This is a genomic window from Streptomyces sp. TAA486 (assembly GCF_000426165.1).
In genome coordinates, this window is the sequence record NZ_AUEV01000002.1 from 492,254 (window position 1) to 511,907 (window position 19,654).

The window sequence follows — 19,654 nt, forward strand, 5'->3', positions numbered from 1 at the left end:
GTTCACGGCATGCGCCGGTCGTCCGAACCGGCCGACGCGACGTCGCCCTGCGGCCTGAAGACCAGTTCGTCGGCCTCCGCATCGACCAACAGCCCGGTGTGCGGCTTCAGTTCACCGCTGAGCAGCATCCGTGAGAGCCGGTTGTCCACCTCGCGCTGGATGGTCCTGCGCAGGGGCCGCGCCCCGTACTCGGGCTGGTAGCCGCGGTGGGCGAGCCAGTCGACGGCGGCCGGGGTGAACTCGACGGTCAGGTCCTGTGCGTGGACCCGGTGTCGCGTCTCGTCCAGCATCATGTCCGTGACGGTGCGCAGTTGCTCGTCGGAGAGCTGCCGGAAGATGACGATCTCGTCGATGCGGTTGAGGAACTCCGGGCGGAAGTTCTCCCGCAGCGGCCGCATCACGCGCTCGCGCCGGGCGTCCTCCTCTTCCTCCTCGTCGCCGCTGCCGAAGCCGAGGACGGCGCCTCGTCCGGTGATGGCCTCGGAGCCGAGGTTGCTGGTCATGACGATGACGGTGTTGGTGAAGTCGACGGTGCGGCCCTGTGAGTCCGTCAGGCGTCCGTCGTCGAGCACCTGGAGCAGGAGGTTGAAGACGTCCGCATGCGCCTTCTCGATCTCGTCCAGGAGCAGCAGGGAGTACGGGTTGCGGCGCACGGTCTCGGTCAGCTGGCCCGCGTCCTCGTGCCCGACGTAGCCGGGAGGGGCACCGACGAGCCGGCTGACGGTGTGCCGCTCCTGGTACTCGCTCATGTCGAGGCGCACCATCCGCTCGTCGGTGCCGAAGAGCGACTCGGTGAGCGCGCGGGCGAGTTCGGTCTTGCCGACGCCGGTGGGGCCGAGGAAGAGGAAGCTGCCGATGGGCTTGGCAGGGCTCGCCAGGCCGGCGCGGGAGCGCAGCACGGCGTCGGCCACGGCGGAGACGGCTTCGTCCTGACCGATGACGCGTTCGCGCAGCCGGTCCTCCATGCTGAGCAGCCGTTCCCGCTCCTCCTGGGTGAGGTTGCTGACGGGGATGCCCGTCTGGCGGGCGACGATGTCGGCGATGTCCTCGACGGTGACCTCGGCGATGCGCCCGTTGGGATGCTGCTTGCGTTCGCCGCGGCCGATCTCCTCCTCCAGCTCCGTGAGGCGGTCCCGCAGCTGCGTGGCGCGCTCGTAGTCCTCGGCTGCGACGGCCTGGTCCTTGTCCCGGCTGACCCGTTCCGCCTCGCGCTCCAGTGCCCGCATGTCGGTGCCGCGGGTCGCGGTGCGCAGCCGTACGCGGGCGCCGGCCTGGTCGAGGAGGTCGATGGCCTTGTCCGGCAGGAAACGGCCCGTCAGGTAGCGGTCGGACAGCTCGACGGCGGCGATGAGGGCGTCCCCGGTGTAGCGGACCTGGTGGTGCGCCTCGTAGCGGTCGCGCAGGCCCCGCAGGATCTCCACCGCGTCGGGCACGCTCGGCTCGGAGACGAGGACGGGCTGGAAGCGCCGTGCGAGCGCCGCGTCCTTCTCGATGTGGCGGCGGTGCTCCTCGAGCGTGGTGGCGCCGATGACGTGCAATTCGCCTCGGGAGAGCGGCGGTTTGAGCATGTTGCTCGCGTCCATCGAGCCGCCCTCGGTTCCGCCTCCGCCGGCGCCGACGACGGTGTGCAGCTCGTCGATGAAGACGATCAGCTGCTCGGAGCGCTCACGGATCTCGTCGATGATGCTGTTGAGCCGCTCCTCGAAGTCGCCGCGGTAGCGGGTGCCCGCGACGACGCCGGAGACGTCGAGCTGTACGACGCGGCGGCCCAGAAGGCTGTCCGGCACGTCGCCGTCGGTGATGCGCTGGGCCAGTCCCTCCACGATGGCTGTCTTGCCGACGCCCGCCTCACCGATGAGGACGGGGTTGTTCTTGCCGCGGCGGGCGAGGATCTCGATGGTCTGCTCGATCTCCTCCTCCCTGCCGATCACGGGGTCGATGCGCCCGTCGTGTGCCATCTCCGTCAGGTCGGTGCCGTACTTGTCGAGGTTGGGCGTCTCGGAGCGCTGCTTGCCCTGTGGTCCCCTGCCGGGAGGCGCCTCCGGGCCGGGGGCCTGTCCTCCGGGGTACTGCGGCCCGCCCTGACCGGGGTGCCCCGGCTGGCCGGGCTGGCCCGGGTGGCCGGGGAAGGGGCCGGAGGAGGCGGCACGCGGGTCGAAGTGGGCCGCGCCCAGGATCTGCCCGGCAGTCGAGTCGCGGTTGGCGGCGAGCGCGATGAGCACATGCTCGCTGCCGATGTAGGAGGCGCCCCGCGCACGGGCGATGTCGTGGGCGTCCAGGAGCGCGCGCTTGACGGCGGGGCTGACGGCGATGGACTTGCGCGGCGCTCCCTCCCCCACCTCGCGGTCGATGTTGTGGGCGAGCGCGTCGGTGTCCGCGCCCGCGCGGTTGATCATGGTGCGGGTCGGTTCGGTGGTGAGCGCCGCGCGCAGCAGATGCTCTGTGTCCAGATCGCTGCTGCCGCGCTGCGCCGCGTACGAGGCCGCTTCGGAGATGAGCTGCCGCGCGGGTTCGCTCATCAGACGGAGGAAGTCGTAGTAGCGGGGATCCCGGTTGCCGCTGCCGCTGTCGCTGCCACCGACTGACGAGTCGGCGCCCTCCAGGATCCGCCGTATGTACTCTCCGAACGGGTCCCTGCCGAAGTCCTCGGGACCCATGTACCCGCTGGTCATTGGAATCCGTCCCGCTGACCCGAGCTGGCCGGGCCACGCTGTGTCGGCTTCATGAAGCTTCCGGTCGGGGTTCCCCCGAAAGGCCCTGCAACACGTGCGCGGCGGTCTTCCCGGGGCTCTTCCCGGACCGCTTCAGCCCGCTGTGAGCAGTCCCGTGGCGACGGCCGCGCCGAGGAGGCCCGCGGTCTGCAGCCGGGTGGGACGTTCACGCAGGACGGTGAGCCCCAGGAGCACCGGGATCGCGGGATACAGCGAGGAGAGCACGACGGCGACCGTGACGATCTGCTCGCGCGTGGCCAGGAGATAGAACACCAGGGCCAGCGCAGCGGCCATGCCCGTCGCGGCGGCCCCGGCCGCCTGGCGCAGCGGGAGCACGGTCCGCGCTGCCCGCCTCGTCCTCCCCGTCCGCCCGGAAGGCCCGGTCCGCTGCCGGGTCAGTGCGGCGCGCAGCGGCGGCAGCGCGGCGGGCAGGATCACGGCGAGGGCGGTGAGACGGCCGGCGGTGACGGGCCAGATGCCGGAGCCCTGGCCGGCCTGGGCGAGTGCCGCGTACTGGAGGGCGATGCCGGCCCCGGCGGTGAGTCCGTCCAGGGAGGCCGCGGGCGCGGTGGAGAGTGCGGGAGCGGTGCGCGACGCCAGCCAGAGGGACGGCACGGCGACGAAGATGCCCAGCCAGGACAGCGCGGACGGGCGTTCGCCGAGGACCGCCACTCCTGCCAGTACGGGCAGGGCCAGGCCTCCCACGGCGCTGACGGGCACCACGACGCTCATCGCGCCACGGCTCATCCCCCGGTAGAGGAAGATCATGCCCAGCCCGGTGCCGACCCCGGAGAGCGCCCCCCAGGCGAGATCGGGGAACGCCGGTGAGGGCGCCGGGTACAGCGGGGCCGCCGCGAGGGCGAGCAGGAGTCCGCCGGCCTGGCCGGTGAGGGCGACCAGGGCGAAGCCCGCACGGCGGGAGAGCAGGCCGCCCGTGAAGTCGGCCATTCCGTAGAAGACGGCGGAGGCGAGGGCGAGGAGGGCACCCATCAGCTGCCGCGCGACGCGGCTTCTTCACTGCTCCCGCCGTTCCCGTCCCGCTGGTCGCGCTCTTCGTCGCGCTCGGCCTGCCCGACGGGACAGACCGCGCCCCCGTGCACGCAGCCCGCGCGGTCGCAGAGGCGGCACAGCAGATCCGCGTTGCCGACCTCCGCGTAGAGCCGCGTCAGCAACTTGCCCAGGAGCCCGTCGAGTTCCTCCCGTTCGGACTCGTCCAGCACCTCCACGATCCCGTTCAGCGGGGCGCTGCGGGCGGTGAGCATCGTGCGTGCGGTGCGGGCGCCGGCGGTGGTCGGCGTCACGGAGACCCAGCGTCCGGGTCCCGGGCGCCGCTCGACGAGACCGGCTGCCTCCAGCGAGTCGACCATGCGGGCCGCGGCGGGCTGTGAGAGGCCGACGCGGCGGCCGAGTTCGGTGACGCTGAGGCCCGGTGAGGCGGAGAGCACCACCAGTGCGGCGGAGCCGCTGGTGCTGGTCCCGGCCGCCTTGGTGGCACCGGTGAGGGCCAGGTCGGCCACGGCGAGCGCGGTGGCGCCGAGGAGGTTGGCTGTGCGGTTCATATCATGCATGACTCATGCATACCGCTCGCGGAGATTCCGCTCAACCCCTCGGGCCCGGGTAATCGACGAGCCACCCGACGTCCGTGGCTGCGTAACGGGCTGAGAAGAACACAGCGGACCTCTCCGGAGCGTCAGCGTGTACGGGCGTCGGCGGGGGTTGTACGGGCCACTGCCCGTAGCCCTGCCGGACACGTCGGCGTTGGACCTCACATCTTCGTCGACGACGTGAGGCGCGCATGGGCGGCACGAACAGCAAGCAGACCGGCAGGAAGAACGACGACCGGCCCGCCATCTGGGTCGGCTACGGAAAGTTGCTGAAGCTCTTCCGCGAGAACGCCCGGCTGACACAGGAGGAGTTGGCCGAACGGATCAGCTACTCACACGAGTCGGTCGCTTCGGTGGAGCAGGGCCGCCGCCCGGCGAAAGCGCCCTTCACCGCTGCGGCCGAGCGGGTGCTGGAGGCGGGCGGTGCGCTGCAAGTCCTCCAGGAGGACGTGGACTTCGCCAAACTCCCGGCCTTCTTCCGGGACTTCGTCCTGATCGAGATGGAAGCGGTGAGCCGCAGCTCGTACGACCCGCAACTCATTCCAGGGCTACTGCAGACCGAGGACTACGCACGTACCGTGTTCGAGGGCAGATGCCCTCCCCTGGAGGACGAGGTCGTCGAGCAGCACGTCGACGCCCGGTTGAACAGGCAGCGCCTCCTTACGAAGCGCCCGGCCGTCAACTTCTCGTTCGTCATCGATGAGGCGGCGCTGCGCAATCCGCTCGGGACTCCGGAAACGATGCGGCATCAGATCGATCATCTTCTGACGCAAGGCCGGTTGCGCAACGTGGAGATCCAGGTCATGCCGCTTGGGCGCGGGTTCCACCCAGGACTCAACGGGCCCATGGTGCTCATCGAGACGGGAGAGCATCAGCACTTCGGCTACTTCGAGTCGCAGGGCATCGGTCACGTCGTCTGCGACCGCGCGCATGTGAGTTCGTTCTCTCTCCGGTATGGCAAGCTGCGCTCGATGGCCCTGAACATCAGGGAGTCCACGGCATTCATCGAGCAGCTTGCGGGAGAGCTATGAACACCGAGCAGCACAAGGCCGGTTCCGGCGAGCTGCGCTGGTTCAAGAGCAGCCACAGCGGTTCGGACGGCGGTGACTGCCTCGAGGTCGCCGCCGGTGCGGGCACGGTCCACGTGAGGGACTCGAAGTCCGCGCAGGGGCCCGTGCTTTCGGTCCCGTCGCGGCAGTGGGCGACCTTCGTGGGATTCGTCGCGGACGCCGGCCGACGCTGAGGGCGCCGGGCTCGACCCTCACCCGTCTCGCTTGCCGCGGATCTTGTCGAGGTCCTTGGCCGACTGGTCGAGGAGGGCCCGCATGGCCGCCTCCGCCCCGTCGGCGTCGCGCGCTCGTACCGCGTCGAGGACCGCCCCGTGGCTGGGCACGGGGTTCTGCGGGCGGTGCCCGGAGGCGTGGACGAGCCGGTCTCGGAAGGCGAGGCCCGTGGCGATGACCATCTCCATCCGCTCCAGCATCTCGTTGTGCGATGCCGCGAGCAGGGCCCGGTGAAAGGCGAGGTCCGCGTCGACCGCCTCGTCGCCGACCACGGAGGCCTCAGTCATCGCGTCGAGTGCGTGGTCCAGCGCGGCGAGGTCCGCGTCGGTGCGGCGCTCCGCCGCGAGCCGTACGGCCGCCGGTTCGACGATGGCCCGAACCTCACCGAGGTCACGCAGCAGGGGGTTGCCGGCTCCGGCGTCCGGGCCTTCGGCGGACTCGAACTGCCAGCGCAGCACGTCCGCGTCGAGAAAGTGCCAGTCGGCACGCGGCCGTACGAACGTGCCGCGCTTCTGCCGCGCGTCGACCATGCCCTTGGCGGCGAGCACCTTCAGCGATTCGCGCAACGCGGTGAGGCTGACGCCGAGTTCGCTCTGGAGCGCACCCAGGTCGAGCGTGTCGCCCTCACCGATGCGGCCGCTCAGCACCCGGTGTGCGATGACCTCGACGGTCTGGCCGTGTACCCCTCGCCGCGCGTAACCGGACATTCCCTGGCCTTCTCTCTCATGGTCGATCCACCCCGCCCCGTGATCTCCCGGGCCTGCGTCCGGCCCGGCACCCCGATCCTCGCTCCCCGCTCCCCCGTCACGCCGAGGACTTCATGACGCTCCAGCCCCCGTCCACGAGCAGACTCGCTCCCGTGACGTACGACGCCTCGGGCGAGGCCAGGTACGCGATGGCGGAGGCGACCTCCTGCGGTGTGCCGAACCGGCGGGCCGCGGTCTCCGCGACGCTGGCTGCCCTCTCATCCTCCGGCACGCGGTCCCACAACCCGGTGAGGACCGGTCCCGGCAGCACGGTGTTGAACCGCACCTCCGGTCCGTACTCGACCGTCAACTGGCCGCTCAGCGACAGCAGTCCGCCCTTCGCCGCCGCATACGCGGGGTGCCCGGGGATGCCGCGGTGTGCGTGCACGGAGGAGACGAGGACGACGGCTCCGGCTCCGGCGCGCAGATCGGCCAGGCAGGCGCGTACGCCGAGGTAGGCGGCGGTCAGCCCGACGTTGATCTGCCGGTTCCAGGATTCCGGCGTGGTCTCGTGCGCGGGGGCGAGTTCGACCTTCACCGCATTGCTCACCAGGACGCCGACGGGCCCGTAGGCGTGGGCGGCTTCGAGAATGCGCCGCCAACCGTCCTCGCTTCCCACGTCGGCACGGACGAACACGGCGTCACCGCCGCTCCCGCGTATGTCCTTCGCGACCTGTGCGCCCCGCTGCTCGTCGACGTCGGCGACCACGACGGCGGCGCCCTCCTCCGCGAGTCGGCATGCGGTGGCGGCGCCGATTCCGGACGCGGCTCCGGTGACGACGGCGGTCAGGCCGCGGAAGCGAGCGGCGGCAGCGGCCGGGACCGGGGCGTCCTGCGTCGTCCCTGGCGCCCCGTCCACCCCCGTCGCGCCTGTCTCCGGACCTGTCGCCGGGTGCTCCGTGGGCCCTGTCATCGGGCTGCTCCTCGCGTCTGTACGGACCGTCGCCGGGAGGGTTGACCCCTACCCGAGCTGCACTTACGTTAATTCATAATTAATGGATTGAACATTCCCGCGTGCGACCGCGACCTACGACCCGAAGGTGCCCTGCAGCATGAAGAGGTCAGACAGGCGAATCCACTTCGGCGGCGACTACTACCCCGAGCAATGGCCCGAGGAGGTCTGGGCCGAGGACACCCGGCTGATGAAGGAGGCCGGAGTCACCTTGGTGACGGCGGGGGTCTTCGCCTGGGCGCAGGTCGAACCGCGCCCCGGTGAGTACGACTTCGGCTGGTTCGACCGCGTGATGGACAACCTCGGGCAGGCCGGTCTCCGCGTCTGCCTCGCGACGATGACCGCGTCCCCGCCGCCGTGGCTCAGTCGGCTGCACCCCGAGATTCTTCCGGAGACGGAGGACGGCCGCCGCAAGTGGCCGGGCAGCCGGCAGCACTACTGCCCCTCCAGCCCCGTCTACCGCGACTACGCCACACGCCTGGTGGAGCAGGTCGCCGGACGCTACGCACAGCACCCGGCCCTCGAGGTGTGGCACGTCGGCAACGAGTACGGCTGCCACATCCGCCAGTGCTACTGCGACGTCTCCGCCGCCGACTTCCGCCGCTGGCTGCGCGACCGCTACGGCACCGTCGACGCCCTCAACGAAGCCTGGGGAACGGCCTTCTGGTCGCAGCGCTACGACTCCTTCGACGAGGTGCTGCCGCCGCGCCTCGCACCCTCGTTCGGCAACCCCTCCCAGCAGCTCGACTACTTGCGCTTCAGCGACGACGCGCTGCGCCAGTGCTATCTCGCCGAGCTGGCCGTGCTGCGGCGTCTCACTCCGGACGTACGGGTGACGACGAATCTGATGGCGCACCACAAGCCGGTGGACGCCTTCGAGTGGGCACACCACCAGGACGTGATGTCCCTGGACTTCTACCAGGACCCCTACGACCCGGACGAGCACCTGCGCGCCGCGTTCAACTTCGACCTCATGCGCTCGGCTCTCGGCGGGCAGCCGTGGATGCTGCTGGAGCAGGCGCCCAGCGCGGTGAACTGGCGTCCGCGCAACAGCCCGAAGCCGCCCGGTGTGATGCGGCTGTGGAGCTGGCAAGCAGTCGCGCAGGGCGCCGACGCGATCATGTATTTCCAGTGGCGGCAGTCGCTGGGCGGTGCGGAGAAGTTCCACTCCGCGATGCTCCCGCACGGCGGCACGGACACCCGCATCCACCGCGAAGTGAGCGAGCTGGGGCGCGAGTTGGCCTCCGTACCGGAGATCGCGGGCACACGCTCGCACGCGGACGTCGCGCTGCTGACCGACTGGAACAGCTGGTGGGCGCTGGAGCTCGACTCTCATCCCTCGACCGCCCTCGACCAGGCGCAGATCAACCGCGCGCACCACCGGCCGCTCTTCGAGGCGGGCGTGGCCTGCGAGGTCCTTCCGCCGGCGAGTGAACTGTCCGCCTACAAACTCGTCGTCGTCCCGAACCTGTATCTGCTCCGTGCGGAGGACGCCCGTCGTCTGGCGCAGTACGTGGAGGAGGGAGGGCAGCTTCTCGTCTCGTTCTTCTCGGGCATCGTCGACGAGCGCGACCGTGTCCACCAGGGCGGATATCCGGCGCCGCTGCGGGAGTTGCTGGGCCTGCGCGTCGAGGAGTTCTGGCCGCTGGAGGAGGGCGCGAGCGTGCCCGTCCAGGGTGTGGCGCCGGCCGGGCCGGTCGACGAGCGGGGCACCGAGGGTGATCTGTGGTCCGAGGCGGTCGAGTTGGAGGGCGCGGAGGCCGTGGCGGTCTTCGGCGGGGGCGAGTTGGCGGGGCGTCCCGCCGTCACCCGGCACGGATACGGCCGCGGCACCGCCTGGTACGTCGGCACGCGTCTCGGCCAGGCCGCGATGCGGCGTCTGGTGGACCACGTGCGGCAGGCTGCGGGCGTGGAGCCCGTGCTGCCCGGACTGCCCGAGTGCGTGCAGGCCACGGTCCGCGAGGACGCGGACCACAGCTTCCTGTTCCTGCTCAACCACGGCGACGACTCGTCCGTCGTGGAACTCCCGGAGCCGATGCGTGACCGTCTGAGCCCGGATTCCGGCGCGGTCACCTCTGTTTCGCTTCCGCCGCGCGGCGTCGCGGTCATGGAGCGCTAGCCGACTGTCCCCCAGGCCGGAGGGCCTGGGGGACCCACTCCCCTGGGCCTTCGGCCTTGGGGGGACCGTCTGACAAGGAGGTCAGATGCCGGTCCGAAGGAAGGTCCTCACCTGGGGCGCCGCCGCTGCCGCCACGCCGCTGCTCGCCGCCTGCGGCGAGCAGGCCGGCGCGGCCCGGCTCACGAAGCAGGCGCCGCACAGGGACGGCCAGAAGGTCAAGCTGGTCTTCTGGACGTGGGTGCCGCTGCAGAAGGCCGTGGCCCTGTGGAACAAGACGCATCCCGACATCTATGTCGATCTGCAGATCGTGCCGAACGGCCTCAACGGCGGCTACCAGAAGATTCATTCGTCGCTGAAGGCCGGCAGCCCGCCGGACCTGGCTCAGGTCGAATACCACACGATTCCTGAGTTCATGCTCGTCAACGGCCTGACGAACCTGAGCAAGTACGGCGTGGACAAGCTCAAGGACCAGTACGTCGACTGGCAGTGGAGCCAGGGCGTCTTCGACGGGCAGCTCCATGCGATGCCACAGGCGTCCGGCCCGATGGGCTTCTACTACCGGAAGGACATCTTCGAGCGCTGCGACGCCGAAGTCCCCGGCACCTGGGACGAGTTCCGCGAAGCAGCCATCAAGATCAAGAAGCGCGCGGGTGGCTCCCTCATCGGCAGCTTCGCACCCAACAGCGCCCTGTGGTTCGCCGCCTTCTCATGGCAGCGGGGCGCGCGGTGGATACGTACCGAAGGCGACACGTGGATCGTCGACATCGACTCGGCGGCGTCGCGGGAAGTCGCCGACTTCTGGGACGGACTGCTGCGGGACGAACTCGTTCTCGCGATGCCCGACTTGACCAGCGGCTGGTACAGGGCGGCACAGACCGGCCGCATGGCCAGCTGGCCCGGTCCCCAGTGGGGCGACGCGCTGCTGCGCGGCAACACCCCCGGCACCAAGGGGAAATGGCGGGTCACCACGCTCCCGCAGTGGGAGAGGGGGGACAACGCCTCCGCCAACCAGGGCGGTTCCGCCACCGCGGTCCCCCAGGGCAGCCGGCACCCTGCCGAAGCCATCGAGTTCGCGCACTGGCTCAACACCGACCCCAAGAGCATCGACCTGCTCGTCGAGGCGGGCTACGGCTGGCCGGCGGCCCGTATCGACCTCGGCGACTCCGCGCTCGGCAAGCCCGATCCGTTCTTCGGCGACCAGCGCTACAACGAGGTCTTCCAGGAGTCCGACGGCAACGTGGACACCTCGTGGAAGTGGGCGCCGACCACCAGTCAGTCCTTCGAGCACATCAAGGACGCCATGGGGCGGGTGGCCGCCGGAAACGGCACCCTCGTGGAGGCCCTGGGCGACATTCAAGGCCGGTTCATCGACGACTTCAAGGCCAAGGGCCTCAAGGTGAGGAGTGCATGATGGCCGCCACTGCCAACTCGCCGGTCGAGACCCGCTCACCGGGCCCGTCCGGCGCACCCGGCTCCACCTCACGTAACGCGCGCCGGTCCGCCAGGCCCGATGGCGCCGGGTGGTACTTCCTCGGCCCGTTCCTCGTACTGTTCCTCTTCGCCCTCGTCCTGCCGATCGGCTACGCGATCTACCAGAGCCTTCTGACGGTGGAGCGCAGCGGGCCACTCGGCCTCGGCAAGCCCGGCGTCGGTTTCGCCGGTCTGGAGAACTACGCCCTCGCCCTCCAACAGGCCGATTTCGTCGACAGTTTCGGCCGGGTCCTGCTCTTCGGCGTCGTACAGGTGCCGGTGATGCTGGTTCTCGCACTCACCCTGGCTCTGATGCTCGACCAGCTCTCCAACCGCTGGGCGGGTCTGCTGCGCGCCTCGTACTTCCTGCCGTACGGCATTCCCGGCGTCATCGCCACCATCCTGTGGGGCTTTCTGTACGTGCCGGGGATCAGCCCGATCACCGAGGTGCTCGGCAGTGCCGCGCCCGACTTCCTCGGCTACGACAACGTGCTGTGGTCGATCGCGAACATCGTGGTCTGGGAGTTCGCGGGCTACAACATGCTGATCATCGTCGCCCAACTGAAGTCGATCCCACAGGAGTTGTACGAGGCGGCGAAGATCGATGGAGCGGGACCGTGGCAGACGGCGCTTCGGATCAAGATTCCGCTGGTACGCCCGGCACTCGTCCTCACCTGCGTCTTCTCCATCATCGGCACCATGCAGCTGTTCGCCGAACCGCTCGTGCTCAAGGTACTGACTCCGGCGGTGACCAGCACCTTCACGCCGAACCTCAACGCTTACAACGACGCCTTCGCGAACGCCAACATCCATCTCGCGGCCGCCAAGGCGGTCATCCTCGCCATCGTGGCCTGCGCCCTGTCCTTCGGATTCCTCAGCCTGGTCACCCGCAAGCAAAGGAGGCAGCGGTGAGTGCCACGACCACCCCCGAAGCCACCGTGACGCCTCCGGTCCCGCCCGTACGCAGCACGCCACCGGGCCCTCGTCGGGTGCCGAGGCCCGGCCGCATCCTGCTCGTCGCCTCACTGGCAGCCGCGTCCGTCTACTTCCTGCTGCCCGTCTACTGGCTGATCATCGCCGCCACCAAGACCACCGACAAGATCTACGGCAGCAACGGACTGTGGTTCGACAGCCCGCGTCTGCTGGAGAACATCGGCAAGGTTCTCACCTACGACGACAACGTCTACCTGTACTGGGTGGCCAACACGCTGTTGTACGCGGGAGTCGGCGCTCTGCTGGCCACTCTCCTGGCGGCCGCGGCGGGCTTCGCTCTCGCCAAGTACCGCTTCCGGGGGAGGGAAGCGGTGTTCAAGACCGTACTCGCGGGTGTGCTGCTGCCGCACACCGCGCTGGCGCTGCCGCTCTACCTGCTGTTCAACAAGGTAGGGCTCACCGACACGTACTGGGCGGTGCTGATCCCCAGCGTCGTGAGTCCCTTCGGTGTCTACCTGTGCCGGATCTTCGCCGAATCAGCCGTCGACGACACGCTGCTGGAGGCCGCGCGGGTGGACGGAGCGAACGAGGGCCGCATCTTCTTCGGGCTGGCGCTGCGCATCATGTCGCCGGCACTGGTGACCGTCTTCCTCTTCCAGTTCGTGGGCATCTGGAACAACTACTTCCTGCCCCTGGTCATGCTGTCCGACGACCGCATGTACCCGATCACGCTGGGTCTGACCACGTGGCAGACCTCGCAGGACAGGATCCCCGAACTCCTCCAGTACACGGTCGGAGGCGCTTTCCTGTCCGTCATCCCGCTCGCCGTCGCGATGCTGGTGCTCCAGCGCTTCTGGAGGACCGGCCTGACCGAGGGAAGCCTCAAGGGGTGACCTGCCGGGGCGCCCCGGACAGCGGGGCGCCCCCGAACACACCGTTTTGGAGCACCACTTGAAGATCACCCGAGTCGAAACCTTCGCCGTCCCGCCGCGCTGGCTCTTCTGCCGTATCGAGACCGACGACGGCCTCGTCGGCTGGGGCGAGCCCGTGGTGGAGGGCCGGGCCGAGACCGTACGCACCGCCGTCCACGAACTCGCCGACCAGTTCCTCATCGGCGCGGACGCCTCGCGCATCGAGGACCTGTGGCAGGTCATGACGAAGGGCTCCTTCTACCGTGGCGGCCCGGTCCTCTCCAGCGCGGTCGCCGGCATCGACCAGGCCCTGTGGGACATCGCGGGCAAGGCGCTCGGCGCTCCCGTGCACCGGATGCTGGGCGGCCCGGTACGGGAGCGTGCCCGCGCCTACTGCTGGGTGGGCGGGGACGAACCGGCCGCCGTGCGGGACCAGGTGGCCGCCCAGGTCGAGGCGGGTTTCACCGCGGTGAAGATGAACGCCTCGGGGAGGATGAGCCGGCTGCCCACCGTCTCGGAGCTGAACGAGGTGGCGGCGCGGGCGGAAGCAGCGCGTGAAGTCCTCGGCCCCGAGCGGGACTTCGCGATCGACTTCCACGGCCGCTTCTCGACGGCCGGCGCGGTCAGGACGGTCGGCGTGCTCGAACCGTACGCGCCCATGTTCGTCGAGGAACCCGTGCTGCCCGAGTACACGCATCTGCTCGGGCAGGTGACCGACTCCACGGCGCTGCCCGTCGCCACCGGTGAACGCCTCTTCTCCCGCACGGACGTGCTGCCGGCGCTGCGGGCGGGGATCGCCGTGCTCCAGCCGGACCTGTCCCACGCCGGCGGCATCTCGGAGTGCCGTCGCATCGCGTCGCTCGCCGAGACCTTCGACGTGGCGGTCGCACCGCACTGCCCGCTGGGACCGCTGGCTCTTGCTGCCTCCCTCCAACTCGCCTTCTGCACACCGAACTTCCTCATCCAGGAGCAGTCCATCGGCATCCACTACAACAAGGGTGCCGAGCTGCTCGACTACGTCGCCGACCGGTCCGTCTTCCGCTTCGAGGACGGCCATCTGCTGCGGCCTACGGGGCCGGGCCTGGGCGTCGAGATCGACGAGCAGGCGGTACGGGACGCGGACGGCACCACGGAGAGCTGGCACAACCCGCTCTGGCGGTACGGGGACGGGGCGTTCGCCGAGTGGTGACATGCGGTCGCTGAGGGCCGACCTGTGCGGCACTCGACGGCCCCGTCGCTAAGCGTCACCCGCGGGGCCGGATTCCGCTGCGGCCGTCCTCAGCTCCAGCATCCCGTCGTGACCGTGCTCCACCCGCACCCCGAACTCCCCGCTCACGCGGTCGAGGACGCCACGCAGCCACTCGGAGTCCTTCGACGCGGCACGGGAGAGCCGCATGCGCCGTGCCTGGAACGGAGCCATGCGCAGGGCCGTCAGTCCACCCGTGTCCGCGTCGATCGACGCCAGATAGAGCAGCCGCAGGTCGTCGCGGTACTCCTCGTGGCCTTCGACGCCCTCGTAGTCGTCGATGAGGTCGCCGCAACCGTAGAGGACGAGCTTGCCCCGGTAGACCTCGATCGGCCGCGGGTGGTGCGAGGAGTGCCCGTGGACGACGTCCACGCCGCCGCCGTCGATGAGTGCGTGTGCGAAGGCCCTCTGGTTGCGGGGCACTCCGTAGCCCCAGTTGGAGCCCCAGTGGACGGAGGCGACGACCACGTCGCCCGGACGTCTCGACTTCAGCAGGCGGCGCGAGATCAGGGCGGCCGCGTCCCTGGTGGGCCGGTCCAGGAGGTTCACGCCCGGGCGGCCCGGTCGTGCCTCCCAGTCCAGGGGGATGCCGCTGGACGGCGTCCCCATCGAGAGGACGAGCACGCGTCGCCTTCCACCGTCGAGCGGCACAACGGCGGGATCGCGCGCCGCGTCCGCGTCCCTGCCCGCGCCCGCGGTGCGCAGGCCCGCACCGGCAAGCGAGTTCAGCGTCTCTGCGAGGCCGGACCGTCCGAAGTCCAGCACGTGGTTGTTCGCCAGCACGCACACATCGGGCCGTGCGACGGTCAGGCAGCCGATGTTGGCGGGGTTCATCCGGTAGTGGATGCCCTTGTGGGGGTCGAAGTCGCCGTGCCGGGTCACGCTGGCCTCGAGGTTGATCACGCGGACGTCGGGTTCGGCCTCGTCCAGCACGTCAAGGACGTCTCCCCAGGGCCAGGAAAAGGCGACGGGGGCGGGGATGCTGCCGCTCACCGTCTCCGCCAGCTCGACGTAGGCCCGCGCGTCCCGCATGAATCCCTCACGCAGCTCCGGGGCGCCCGGATGCGGGAGGATCTGATCGACGCCGCGGCCGGGCATGACGTCGCCACACAGGGACAAAGTGACCGATTCGCCGCTCATCGCCGCAATATGTCATGCCGGGACGGGCCGGGCCGCGAGCTGGTCACTGTGGCCTCCCCCGTGGTCGGCAACACGGAGATCCCGGCCCGCCGCGCGGCATGGGGCAACAGGAGCGCGGTCTACCGCGGAGGGGACGGGCACGGCACTCCCCGGCGGGGGCAGGCGAGAACCGCCCTCACGAGGAAGCGGTCATGAGCCGTGTAGTAGCCGACGTACGCGTCCGCTCCGCGGCGGAGCGCCTCACGGGCCGGCTCCATGTGCCGCGGGACCGGGAGCGCGGTGTCCGGCGGCGGGGACTCCGTCAGTTCCTCCTCCAGCCATTCCGCCGCGTCCGGGGCCTCGGTGAACGTCCCGTCCATCATCGAACGCGGCTTGCGGAACCACATGTTGAGCTCGACCGGCGGCGTCGGGGACTGAGGGTCGCGGGCCTCGCCGTCGCTCGGTCTCGCGTGGCCGGTGTAGCTGAAGGCATGCCAGTGGGTGTCCATCGTCCGTGTCCTCCGTGGCCCGTGCTCCTCCGGGGCGCACGCGGAGCCCACGGTCCGCGCATCGTGCTCCCCCGGAGCCGCGGTGCCCCGGGAGACCCGCCCGCGCCGGGCCGGGCCGTCACGCGATGGAGTGGACGCACTCACGTGACTGCGCGGCAGGGCGGGGACGTGAGCACAACCGGATTGCCACACCTGCCTGCGGATTAGTCAGCTGCCGCTAAAGACCGACTGCCGCCGCACGCCACGTCCTAGCGTGACGAGCCCGATCCATCACCAGAGGATTCAGATGATGCGTGCCGGTCGTACCCGTGTAGCCCTCACTGCCCTGCTCGTGGCGAGTTCACTGTCCTTGGCCGGATGCGGCATGGACGACGGCGGCTCGGCTTCCTCGAAGCCCGCCGACAAGGCCGCGGCGGACGATCAGAAGGCCGACGACGAGAAGAAGGCACCGGACAAGGACGCCCCGGAAGGTGTCGCCCCGGGCGAGAAGGATCCGAACGGGAAGGCCACCCCCGCGACGTTGCAGTTCACGAGCCGGACGCTCGACGGGAAGGCCTTCAAGGGCGCGTCGCTCGCGGACAAGCCTTCCGTGCTGTGGTTCTGGGCGCCGTGGTGCGGGACGTGCCAGGGGCAGGCGGCGCAGACGGCGAAGCTCGCAGACAAGTACAAGGGCAAGGTCAACTTCATCGGCGTGGCCGGGCTCGACAAGACCGAACCCATCAAGGGCTTCGTGAAGACGCAGAAGGTCGGCAACTTCCCGCATCTCAACGACCAGAAGGGCGCCGTCTGGAAGAAGTTCGGGATCACGCAGCAGAGTTCGTTCGTCATGCTCGACAAGAACGGCAAGACGGTCGAGCAGGATGCCGCGACGACGCCTGACCAGCTGACCCAGCAGGTGGCCGGGCTCGCCGGCTGACCGGGCGGAAGGCCCATGGACGACCTGCCCCTCGCTCTGGCACTGACCGCGGGCATGCTCGCGGCGGTGAACCCGTGCGGCTTCGCGCTGCTGCCCGCGTATCTGTCCCTGCTGGTGCTGGGCGAGGACTCGCCGTCGCGGGGCGCTGCCTTGGGGCGGGCCCTCACGGCGACCGCCGCGATGACTCTCGGATTCGCGGCGGTCTTCGGGCTGTTCGGCCTGGTCGTCGCTCCCGTCGCGGGCCAGGTGCAGCAGCATCTGCCGTGGTTCACAGTGGTGTTCGGGCTGCTCCTCGCGGGCGTCGGCGTGTGGCTGCTGGCCGGGCGTGAGCTGCCCACGCTGCTGCCCAAGGTCCGCCGCGCGCCCGGCGTCACCCGCTCCGTGCCGTCGATGGCGCTCTTCGGCGGCGCGTACGCCGTCGCCTCCCTCGGCTGCACGATCGCGCCGTTCCTCGCGACCGTCGTCTCCGCGTTCCAAAGCGGTTCGACGGCGGGGGGCCTGCTGCTCTTCGGGGCGTACGCGGCCGGAATGGGCGCGGTCGTCGGTACGGCCGCGGTGGCCGTGGCCCTGGCGCGCACCTCGGCCCTGGGCCGTCTGCGGCGCATGGGCGCCGTCGCCTCCCGCGTGGGCGGGGGGCTGCTCGTACTCGTCGGCGCCTACACGGCGTACTACGGCTGGTACGAGATCCGGTCCCTGAGCGGCGGTGCGACGAGCGACCCGGTCATCGAGACCGCGGGCACGATGCAGCGGACGATCGCGGCGGGCCTCGAGTGGACGGGAATCCCCGTCGTGGCGGGCGCGTTCGCGGTGCTGGTGATCGTGGCGGTGGTGCGGGTGAGGGGCCGAGGTCGTCGTTCGGCCTCGGAGGCTCCGCGCGGGAGCGGCGACGAGCGGGAAAGCGTCGCCGGCTGAGAACAGCAGGGACCTACCCGGCGGGACGCCGGGTAGGTCCCTGGCCGGCGTTGGTACGGCCCCGGCGCTGCGTGCGACGCCCGGAGTGCGGGACCGACCGGTGCCGGGATGAACTCGCGCGCCTCACTCCGTGGCATGCCCCAGCCGCGCCGCGGCGAGCTCGCGGACCGCGTGACGGCGCAGCTTTCCGCTGGCGGTGGTGGGGAGTTCGTCCACGACGATCACTTCGCGGGGGCGCTTGAAGGCGGCGAGTCCGTCGCGGCAGAACTCGATCAGCTCCTCCGGTCCGGCCTGTGCGCCGTCCGCGAGCACGGTGCATGCCACGGGTTTGTCGATGCCGTCCGCGTCGGGCAGGCCCACCACTGCCGCCATGGAGACCGCCGGGTGCTGGAGCAGCCGTGCCTCCACCTCGGACGGGGCGACCCAGATGCCGCCGGCCTTGAGCATCTCGCCGGTCCGTCCGAGACAGGTGTAGTAACCGTCGTCGTCGACGACATAGGTGTCGCCGGTGTGCAGCCATTCGCCCTGGAAGACCTGCCGCGTGACGCTCGTCCTGCACCAGTAGCCGGTCGCGATCGATTCGCCCTTGACCAGCAGCGACCCCGGCTCGCCCGCTGCGCAGTCCCTGCCCTCGCCGTCGACGACGCGCAGTTCGTAGCCGTCCACGGCGGTTCCCGTGGTGCCGGGGCGGGAGAGGCCGGGGCGGTTGGAGAGGAAGATGTGCAGCGCCTCGGTGGAGCCGATCCCGTCGAGGATCTCGACGCCGAACCGGTCGGCGAACCTGCGGCACAGGTCGGCGGGCAGCACCTCTCCCGCCGAGATCGCCAGCCGTACGGAGTCGAACGCCTCGCGCGGCACGTCGGAGCGCAGCATCGCCGCGTAGAAGGTGGGCACGGCGAAGAAGAGCGTGGGCCGGTACTCGGTGAGCCGCTCGGCGACTGACTGCGGTGTGGGCCGCTGCGGGTCGAGTACGGTCTCGGCCCCGGCGGCCAGCGGGAAGAAGAGCGAATTGCCGATGCCGTAGGCGAAGAAGAGCTTGGCCACGGACAGACACCGGTCGGCGGAGGTGATGCCCAGCACCTGCCGCGCGTAACTCTCCACCACATGCCGGATGTTGGCGTGCCTGTGCATCGCACCCTTGGGCTTGCCGGTGGTTCCGGAGGTGTAGAGCCACAGGGCGGCGGAGTCCTCGGAGGTGATGTACGGGTCCTGGAGCTCGCCGCCGCGCCGCCTGCCTTCCTCGACGAGTTCGGAGAAGGGGCGCAGCCGCACCCCGGCGGGGACGGCCGGTTCCGCGCCCTCGACATCGCCTGTGACGGCCACGTACCGGATCCCCGGCACGCGTGCGACGGCGGATTCCGCGGCGGCGGTGAATTCTTCGCTCACCAGCAGCACCTTCGCCCGCGAATCCCCGAGGAGTTCCGCGAGCTCCGGCCCGGTCAGCATCGTCGAGACCGGAACGGGGACGGCTCCGAGCCGCATGGCCGCCAGGATCGCGGCGGCCGTCTCGGGGCCGTCGGCCATCAGCAGCATGACCCGCTCCTCGGCGCGCACGCCCCACGCCCGCAGCCCCGCGGCGATGTGGCTGACGAGTTCGGCGAGTTCCGCATACGTCAGCTCTCCGGCCGGGCCGGTGACGGCCGTACGCCCGGCCGTTCCGGGATCGACGGCGGACTGGAGAAGGTAGTCGGAGGCGTTGAACATGTCGGTGACGGCGCGCGTGGCGGGAGTGACGGGCGGAGTCACGCCGTGGGCGGTCATCGGGTCTCCCCTTCGCCTGGAACAGTGGCGTCATGCTCTACATGTTCTGGACGATCGTCAATAGCAGTGTGGAATGAATGGGCACGCCAACGGCTTCGCGGCGCGTACTTGCTCCCCACACGGAGGCGGAGCGGGACGGGGCGCGGGCCAGGACTCCAGAGGGCCGGAGCCGACCGGCCCGAGCGCTGAGGGAGGAGGGGTGAGCGGGGGCGCGACGCAGCCCGTCCGACCTGGGACCTCGACGCCGCCGAGCGGGCCTGCGAGGCTTCCTCGACGATGCCCGCGCCGTCGAAGACGGGGGCCGATGCGGAGACGTTCACCGGCCACAGCAGACTGGTACGGGAGACGGAACCGCCTTCCCCCACCCCCACGCGGGTCCGCCCTGCCAACGCTGCCCCGGGAGCGGCGCCGAGCTGAGGCACCCGCGCTCGTCCACGAACACACGGCGCCTGGCGGCCTGAC

17 protein-coding genes are annotated in these 19,654 nt (G+C 70.4%); 9 read left to right on the forward strand and 8 right to left on the reverse strand.

The window, feature by feature from the left end:
• Positions 1 to 2: 2 nt before the first annotated feature.
• The 3 genes from I004_RS0106145 to I004_RS32510 form a co-directional block, all read right to left on the reverse strand.
• Positions 3 to 2,672: an ATP-dependent Clp protease ATP-binding subunit gene (locus I004_RS0106145; RefSeq protein WP_028434758.1), complete on the reverse strand. Its 2,670-nt coding sequence runs from the start codon at positions 2,670 to 2,672 to the stop codon at positions 3 to 5.
• 132 nt (positions 2,673 to 2,804) lie between these two features.
• The gene (locus I004_RS0106150; RefSeq protein ID WP_028434759.1) at positions 2,805 to 3,701 is read right to left on the reverse strand and encodes an EamA family transporter; all 897 of its coding nucleotides are present in this window, start codon (positions 3,699 to 3,701) and stop codon (positions 2,805 to 2,807) included.
• Positions 3,701 to 4,279, reverse strand: coding sequence for a MarR family winged helix-turn-helix transcriptional regulator (locus I004_RS32510; protein WP_051344743.1), 579 nt, complete (start codon positions 4,277 to 4,279; stop codon positions 3,701 to 3,703). Before I004_RS32510 ends, I004_RS0106150 begins: the two co-directional genes overlap by 1 nt.
• Before the next feature lie 227 nt (positions 4,280 to 4,506).
• Here I004_RS32510 and I004_RS0106160 point away from each other — a divergent pair, with 227 nt between their 5' ends.
• On the forward strand, positions 4,507 to 5,346 hold the full coding sequence (locus I004_RS0106160) for a Scr1 family TA system antitoxin-like transcriptional regulator (protein ID WP_028434760.1): 840 nt from the start codon (positions 4,507 to 4,509) through the stop codon (positions 5,344 to 5,346).
• Complete coding sequence (locus tag I004_RS0106165; RefSeq protein WP_028434761.1) at positions 5,343 to 5,558, forward strand: DUF397 domain-containing protein; 216 nt, start codon at positions 5,343 to 5,345, stop codon at positions 5,556 to 5,558. The genes I004_RS0106160 and I004_RS0106165 overlap by 4 nt, the downstream gene beginning before the upstream one ends.
• A gap of 18 nt (positions 5,559 to 5,576) precedes the next feature.
• On the opposite strand, the gene I004_RS0106170 is transcribed toward I004_RS0106165, so the two are convergent.
• On the reverse strand, positions 5,577 to 6,305 hold the full coding sequence (locus I004_RS0106170; protein ID WP_028434762.1) for a FadR/GntR family transcriptional regulator: 729 nt from the start codon (positions 6,303 to 6,305) through the stop codon (positions 5,577 to 5,579).
• Between the two features lie 97 nt (positions 6,306 to 6,402).
• On the reverse strand, positions 6,403 to 7,257 hold the full coding sequence (locus I004_RS0106175; RefSeq protein WP_078510868.1) for an SDR family oxidoreductase: 855 nt from the start codon (positions 7,255 to 7,257) through the stop codon (positions 6,403 to 6,405).
• A gap of 139 nt (positions 7,258 to 7,396) precedes the next feature.
• On the opposite strand from I004_RS0106175, the gene I004_RS0106180 reads away from it, so the two are divergent.
• The 5 genes from I004_RS0106180 (at position 7,397) to dgoD (ending at position 13,918) form a co-directional block, all read left to right on the forward strand.
• The gene (locus I004_RS0106180; protein ID WP_037975078.1) at positions 7,397 to 9,415 is read left to right on the forward strand and encodes a beta-galactosidase; all 2,019 of its coding nucleotides are present in this window, start codon (positions 7,397 to 7,399) and stop codon (positions 9,413 to 9,415) included.
• An 85-nt stretch (positions 9,416 to 9,500) separates the two neighbouring features.
• A complete protein-coding gene (locus I004_RS0106185) occupies positions 9,501 to 10,826 on the forward strand; it encodes an extracellular solute-binding protein (RefSeq protein ID WP_028434765.1) in 1,326 nt (441 codons plus the stop codon).
• Complete coding sequence (locus tag I004_RS0106190; RefSeq protein WP_037975080.1) at positions 10,826 to 11,797, forward strand: carbohydrate ABC transporter permease; 972 nt, start codon at positions 10,826 to 10,828, stop codon at positions 11,795 to 11,797. Before I004_RS0106185 ends, I004_RS0106190 begins: the two co-directional genes overlap by 1 nt.
• Positions 11,794 to 12,711, forward strand: coding sequence for a carbohydrate ABC transporter permease (locus I004_RS0106195; RefSeq protein ID WP_078510869.1), 918 nt, complete (start codon positions 11,794 to 11,796; stop codon positions 12,709 to 12,711). The genes I004_RS0106190 and I004_RS0106195 overlap by 4 nt, the downstream gene beginning before the upstream one ends.
• A gap of 58 nt (positions 12,712 to 12,769) precedes the next feature.
• A complete protein-coding gene (gene dgoD / locus I004_RS0106200; protein WP_028434768.1) occupies positions 12,770 to 13,918 on the forward strand; it encodes a galactonate dehydratase in 1,149 nt (382 codons plus the stop codon).
• A 48-nt stretch (positions 13,919 to 13,966) separates the two neighbouring features.
• Here dgoD and I004_RS0106205 read toward each other — a convergent pair whose 3' ends face one another.
• Positions 13,967 to 15,115: a CapA family protein gene (locus tag I004_RS0106205; RefSeq protein WP_028434769.1), complete on the reverse strand. Its 1,149-nt coding sequence runs from the start codon at positions 15,113 to 15,115 to the stop codon at positions 13,967 to 13,969.
• 119 nt (positions 15,116 to 15,234) lie between these two features.
• Positions 15,235 to 15,603 (reverse strand): hypothetical protein, encoded by a 369-nt coding sequence (locus I004_RS32515; RefSeq protein WP_051344744.1) that lies wholly within the window; start codon positions 15,601 to 15,603, stop codon positions 15,235 to 15,237.
• A gap of 289 nt (positions 15,604 to 15,892) precedes the next feature.
• Here I004_RS32515 and I004_RS0106215 point away from each other — a divergent pair, with 289 nt between their 5' ends.
• Both I004_RS0106215 and I004_RS32520 read left to right on the forward strand, forming a co-directional pair.
• Positions 15,893 to 16,519 carry a redoxin family protein gene (locus tag I004_RS0106215; protein ID WP_028434770.1) on the forward strand — a complete coding sequence of 209 codons (627 nt, stop codon included), beginning with the start codon at positions 15,893 to 15,895 and terminating at the stop codon, positions 16,517 to 16,519.
• Positions 16,520 to 16,534: 15 nt separating this feature from the next.
• On the forward strand, positions 16,535 to 17,431 hold the full coding sequence (locus I004_RS32520) for a cytochrome c biogenesis protein CcdA (protein ID WP_051344746.1): 897 nt from the start codon (positions 16,535 to 16,537) through the stop codon (positions 17,429 to 17,431).
• A 123-nt stretch (positions 17,432 to 17,554) separates the two neighbouring features.
• Here the strand turns inward: I004_RS32520 and I004_RS0106225 are convergent, their stop codons facing one another.
• Complete coding sequence (locus I004_RS0106225; protein ID WP_486579768.1) at positions 17,555 to 19,192, reverse strand: benzoate-CoA ligase family protein; 1,638 nt, start codon at positions 19,190 to 19,192, stop codon at positions 17,555 to 17,557.
• Positions 19,193 to 19,654 lie beyond the last annotated feature (462 nt).

What these genes read in the sequence shown, in the direction of transcription:
- I004_RS0106170 (WP_028434762.1), bottom strand. Translation starts at nt 6,305, where the DNA reads ATGTCCGGTTACGCGCGGCGAGGGGTACACGGCCAGACCGTCGAGGTC.
- I004_RS0106215 (WP_028434770.1), top strand. Translation starts at nt 15,893, where the DNA reads ATGCGTGCCGGTCGTACCCGTGTAGCCCTCACTGCCCTGCTCGTGGCG.
- I004_RS0106175 (WP_078510868.1), bottom strand. Translation starts at nt 7,257, where the DNA reads ATGACAGGGCCCACGGAGCACCCGGCGACAGGTCCGGAGACAGGCGCG.
- I004_RS0106165 (WP_028434761.1), top strand. Translation starts at nt 5,343, where the DNA reads ATGAACACCGAGCAGCACAAGGCCGGTTCCGGCGAGCTGCGCTGGTTC.
- I004_RS0106180 (WP_037975078.1), top strand. Translation starts at nt 7,397, where the DNA reads ATGAAGAGGTCAGACAGGCGAATCCACTTCGGCGGCGACTACTACCCC.
- I004_RS0106225 (WP_486579768.1), bottom strand. Translation starts at nt 19,192, where the DNA reads ATGACCGCCCACGGCGTGACTCCGCCCGTCACTCCCGCCACGCGCGCC.
- I004_RS0106160 (WP_028434760.1), top strand. Translation starts at nt 4,507, where the DNA reads ATGGGCGGCACGAACAGCAAGCAGACCGGCAGGAAGAACGACGACCGG.
- I004_RS0106205 (WP_028434769.1), bottom strand. Translation starts at nt 15,115, where the DNA reads ATGAGCGGCGAATCGGTCACTTTGTCCCTGTGTGGCGACGTCATGCCC.
- I004_RS0106145 (WP_028434758.1), bottom strand. Translation starts at nt 2,672, where the DNA reads ATGACCAGCGGGTACATGGGTCCCGAGGACTTCGGCAGGGACCCGTTC.
- I004_RS0106190 (WP_037975080.1), top strand. Translation starts at nt 10,826, where the DNA reads ATGGCCGCCACTGCCAACTCGCCGGTCGAGACCCGCTCACCGGGCCCG.
- I004_RS0106185 (WP_028434765.1), top strand. Translation starts at nt 9,501, where the DNA reads ATGCCGGTCCGAAGGAAGGTCCTCACCTGGGGCGCCGCCGCTGCCGCC.
- I004_RS0106150 (WP_028434759.1), bottom strand. Translation starts at nt 3,701, where the DNA reads ATGGGTGCCCTCCTCGCCCTCGCCTCCGCCGTCTTCTACGGAATGGCC.
- I004_RS32510 (WP_051344743.1), bottom strand. Translation starts at nt 4,279, where the DNA reads ATGCATGATATGAACCGCACAGCCAACCTCCTCGGCGCCACCGCGCTC.
- I004_RS32520 (WP_051344746.1), top strand. Translation starts at nt 16,535, where the DNA reads ATGGACGACCTGCCCCTCGCTCTGGCACTGACCGCGGGCATGCTCGCG.
- I004_RS32515 (WP_051344744.1), bottom strand. Translation starts at nt 15,603, where the DNA reads ATGGACACCCACTGGCATGCCTTCAGCTACACCGGCCACGCGAGACCG.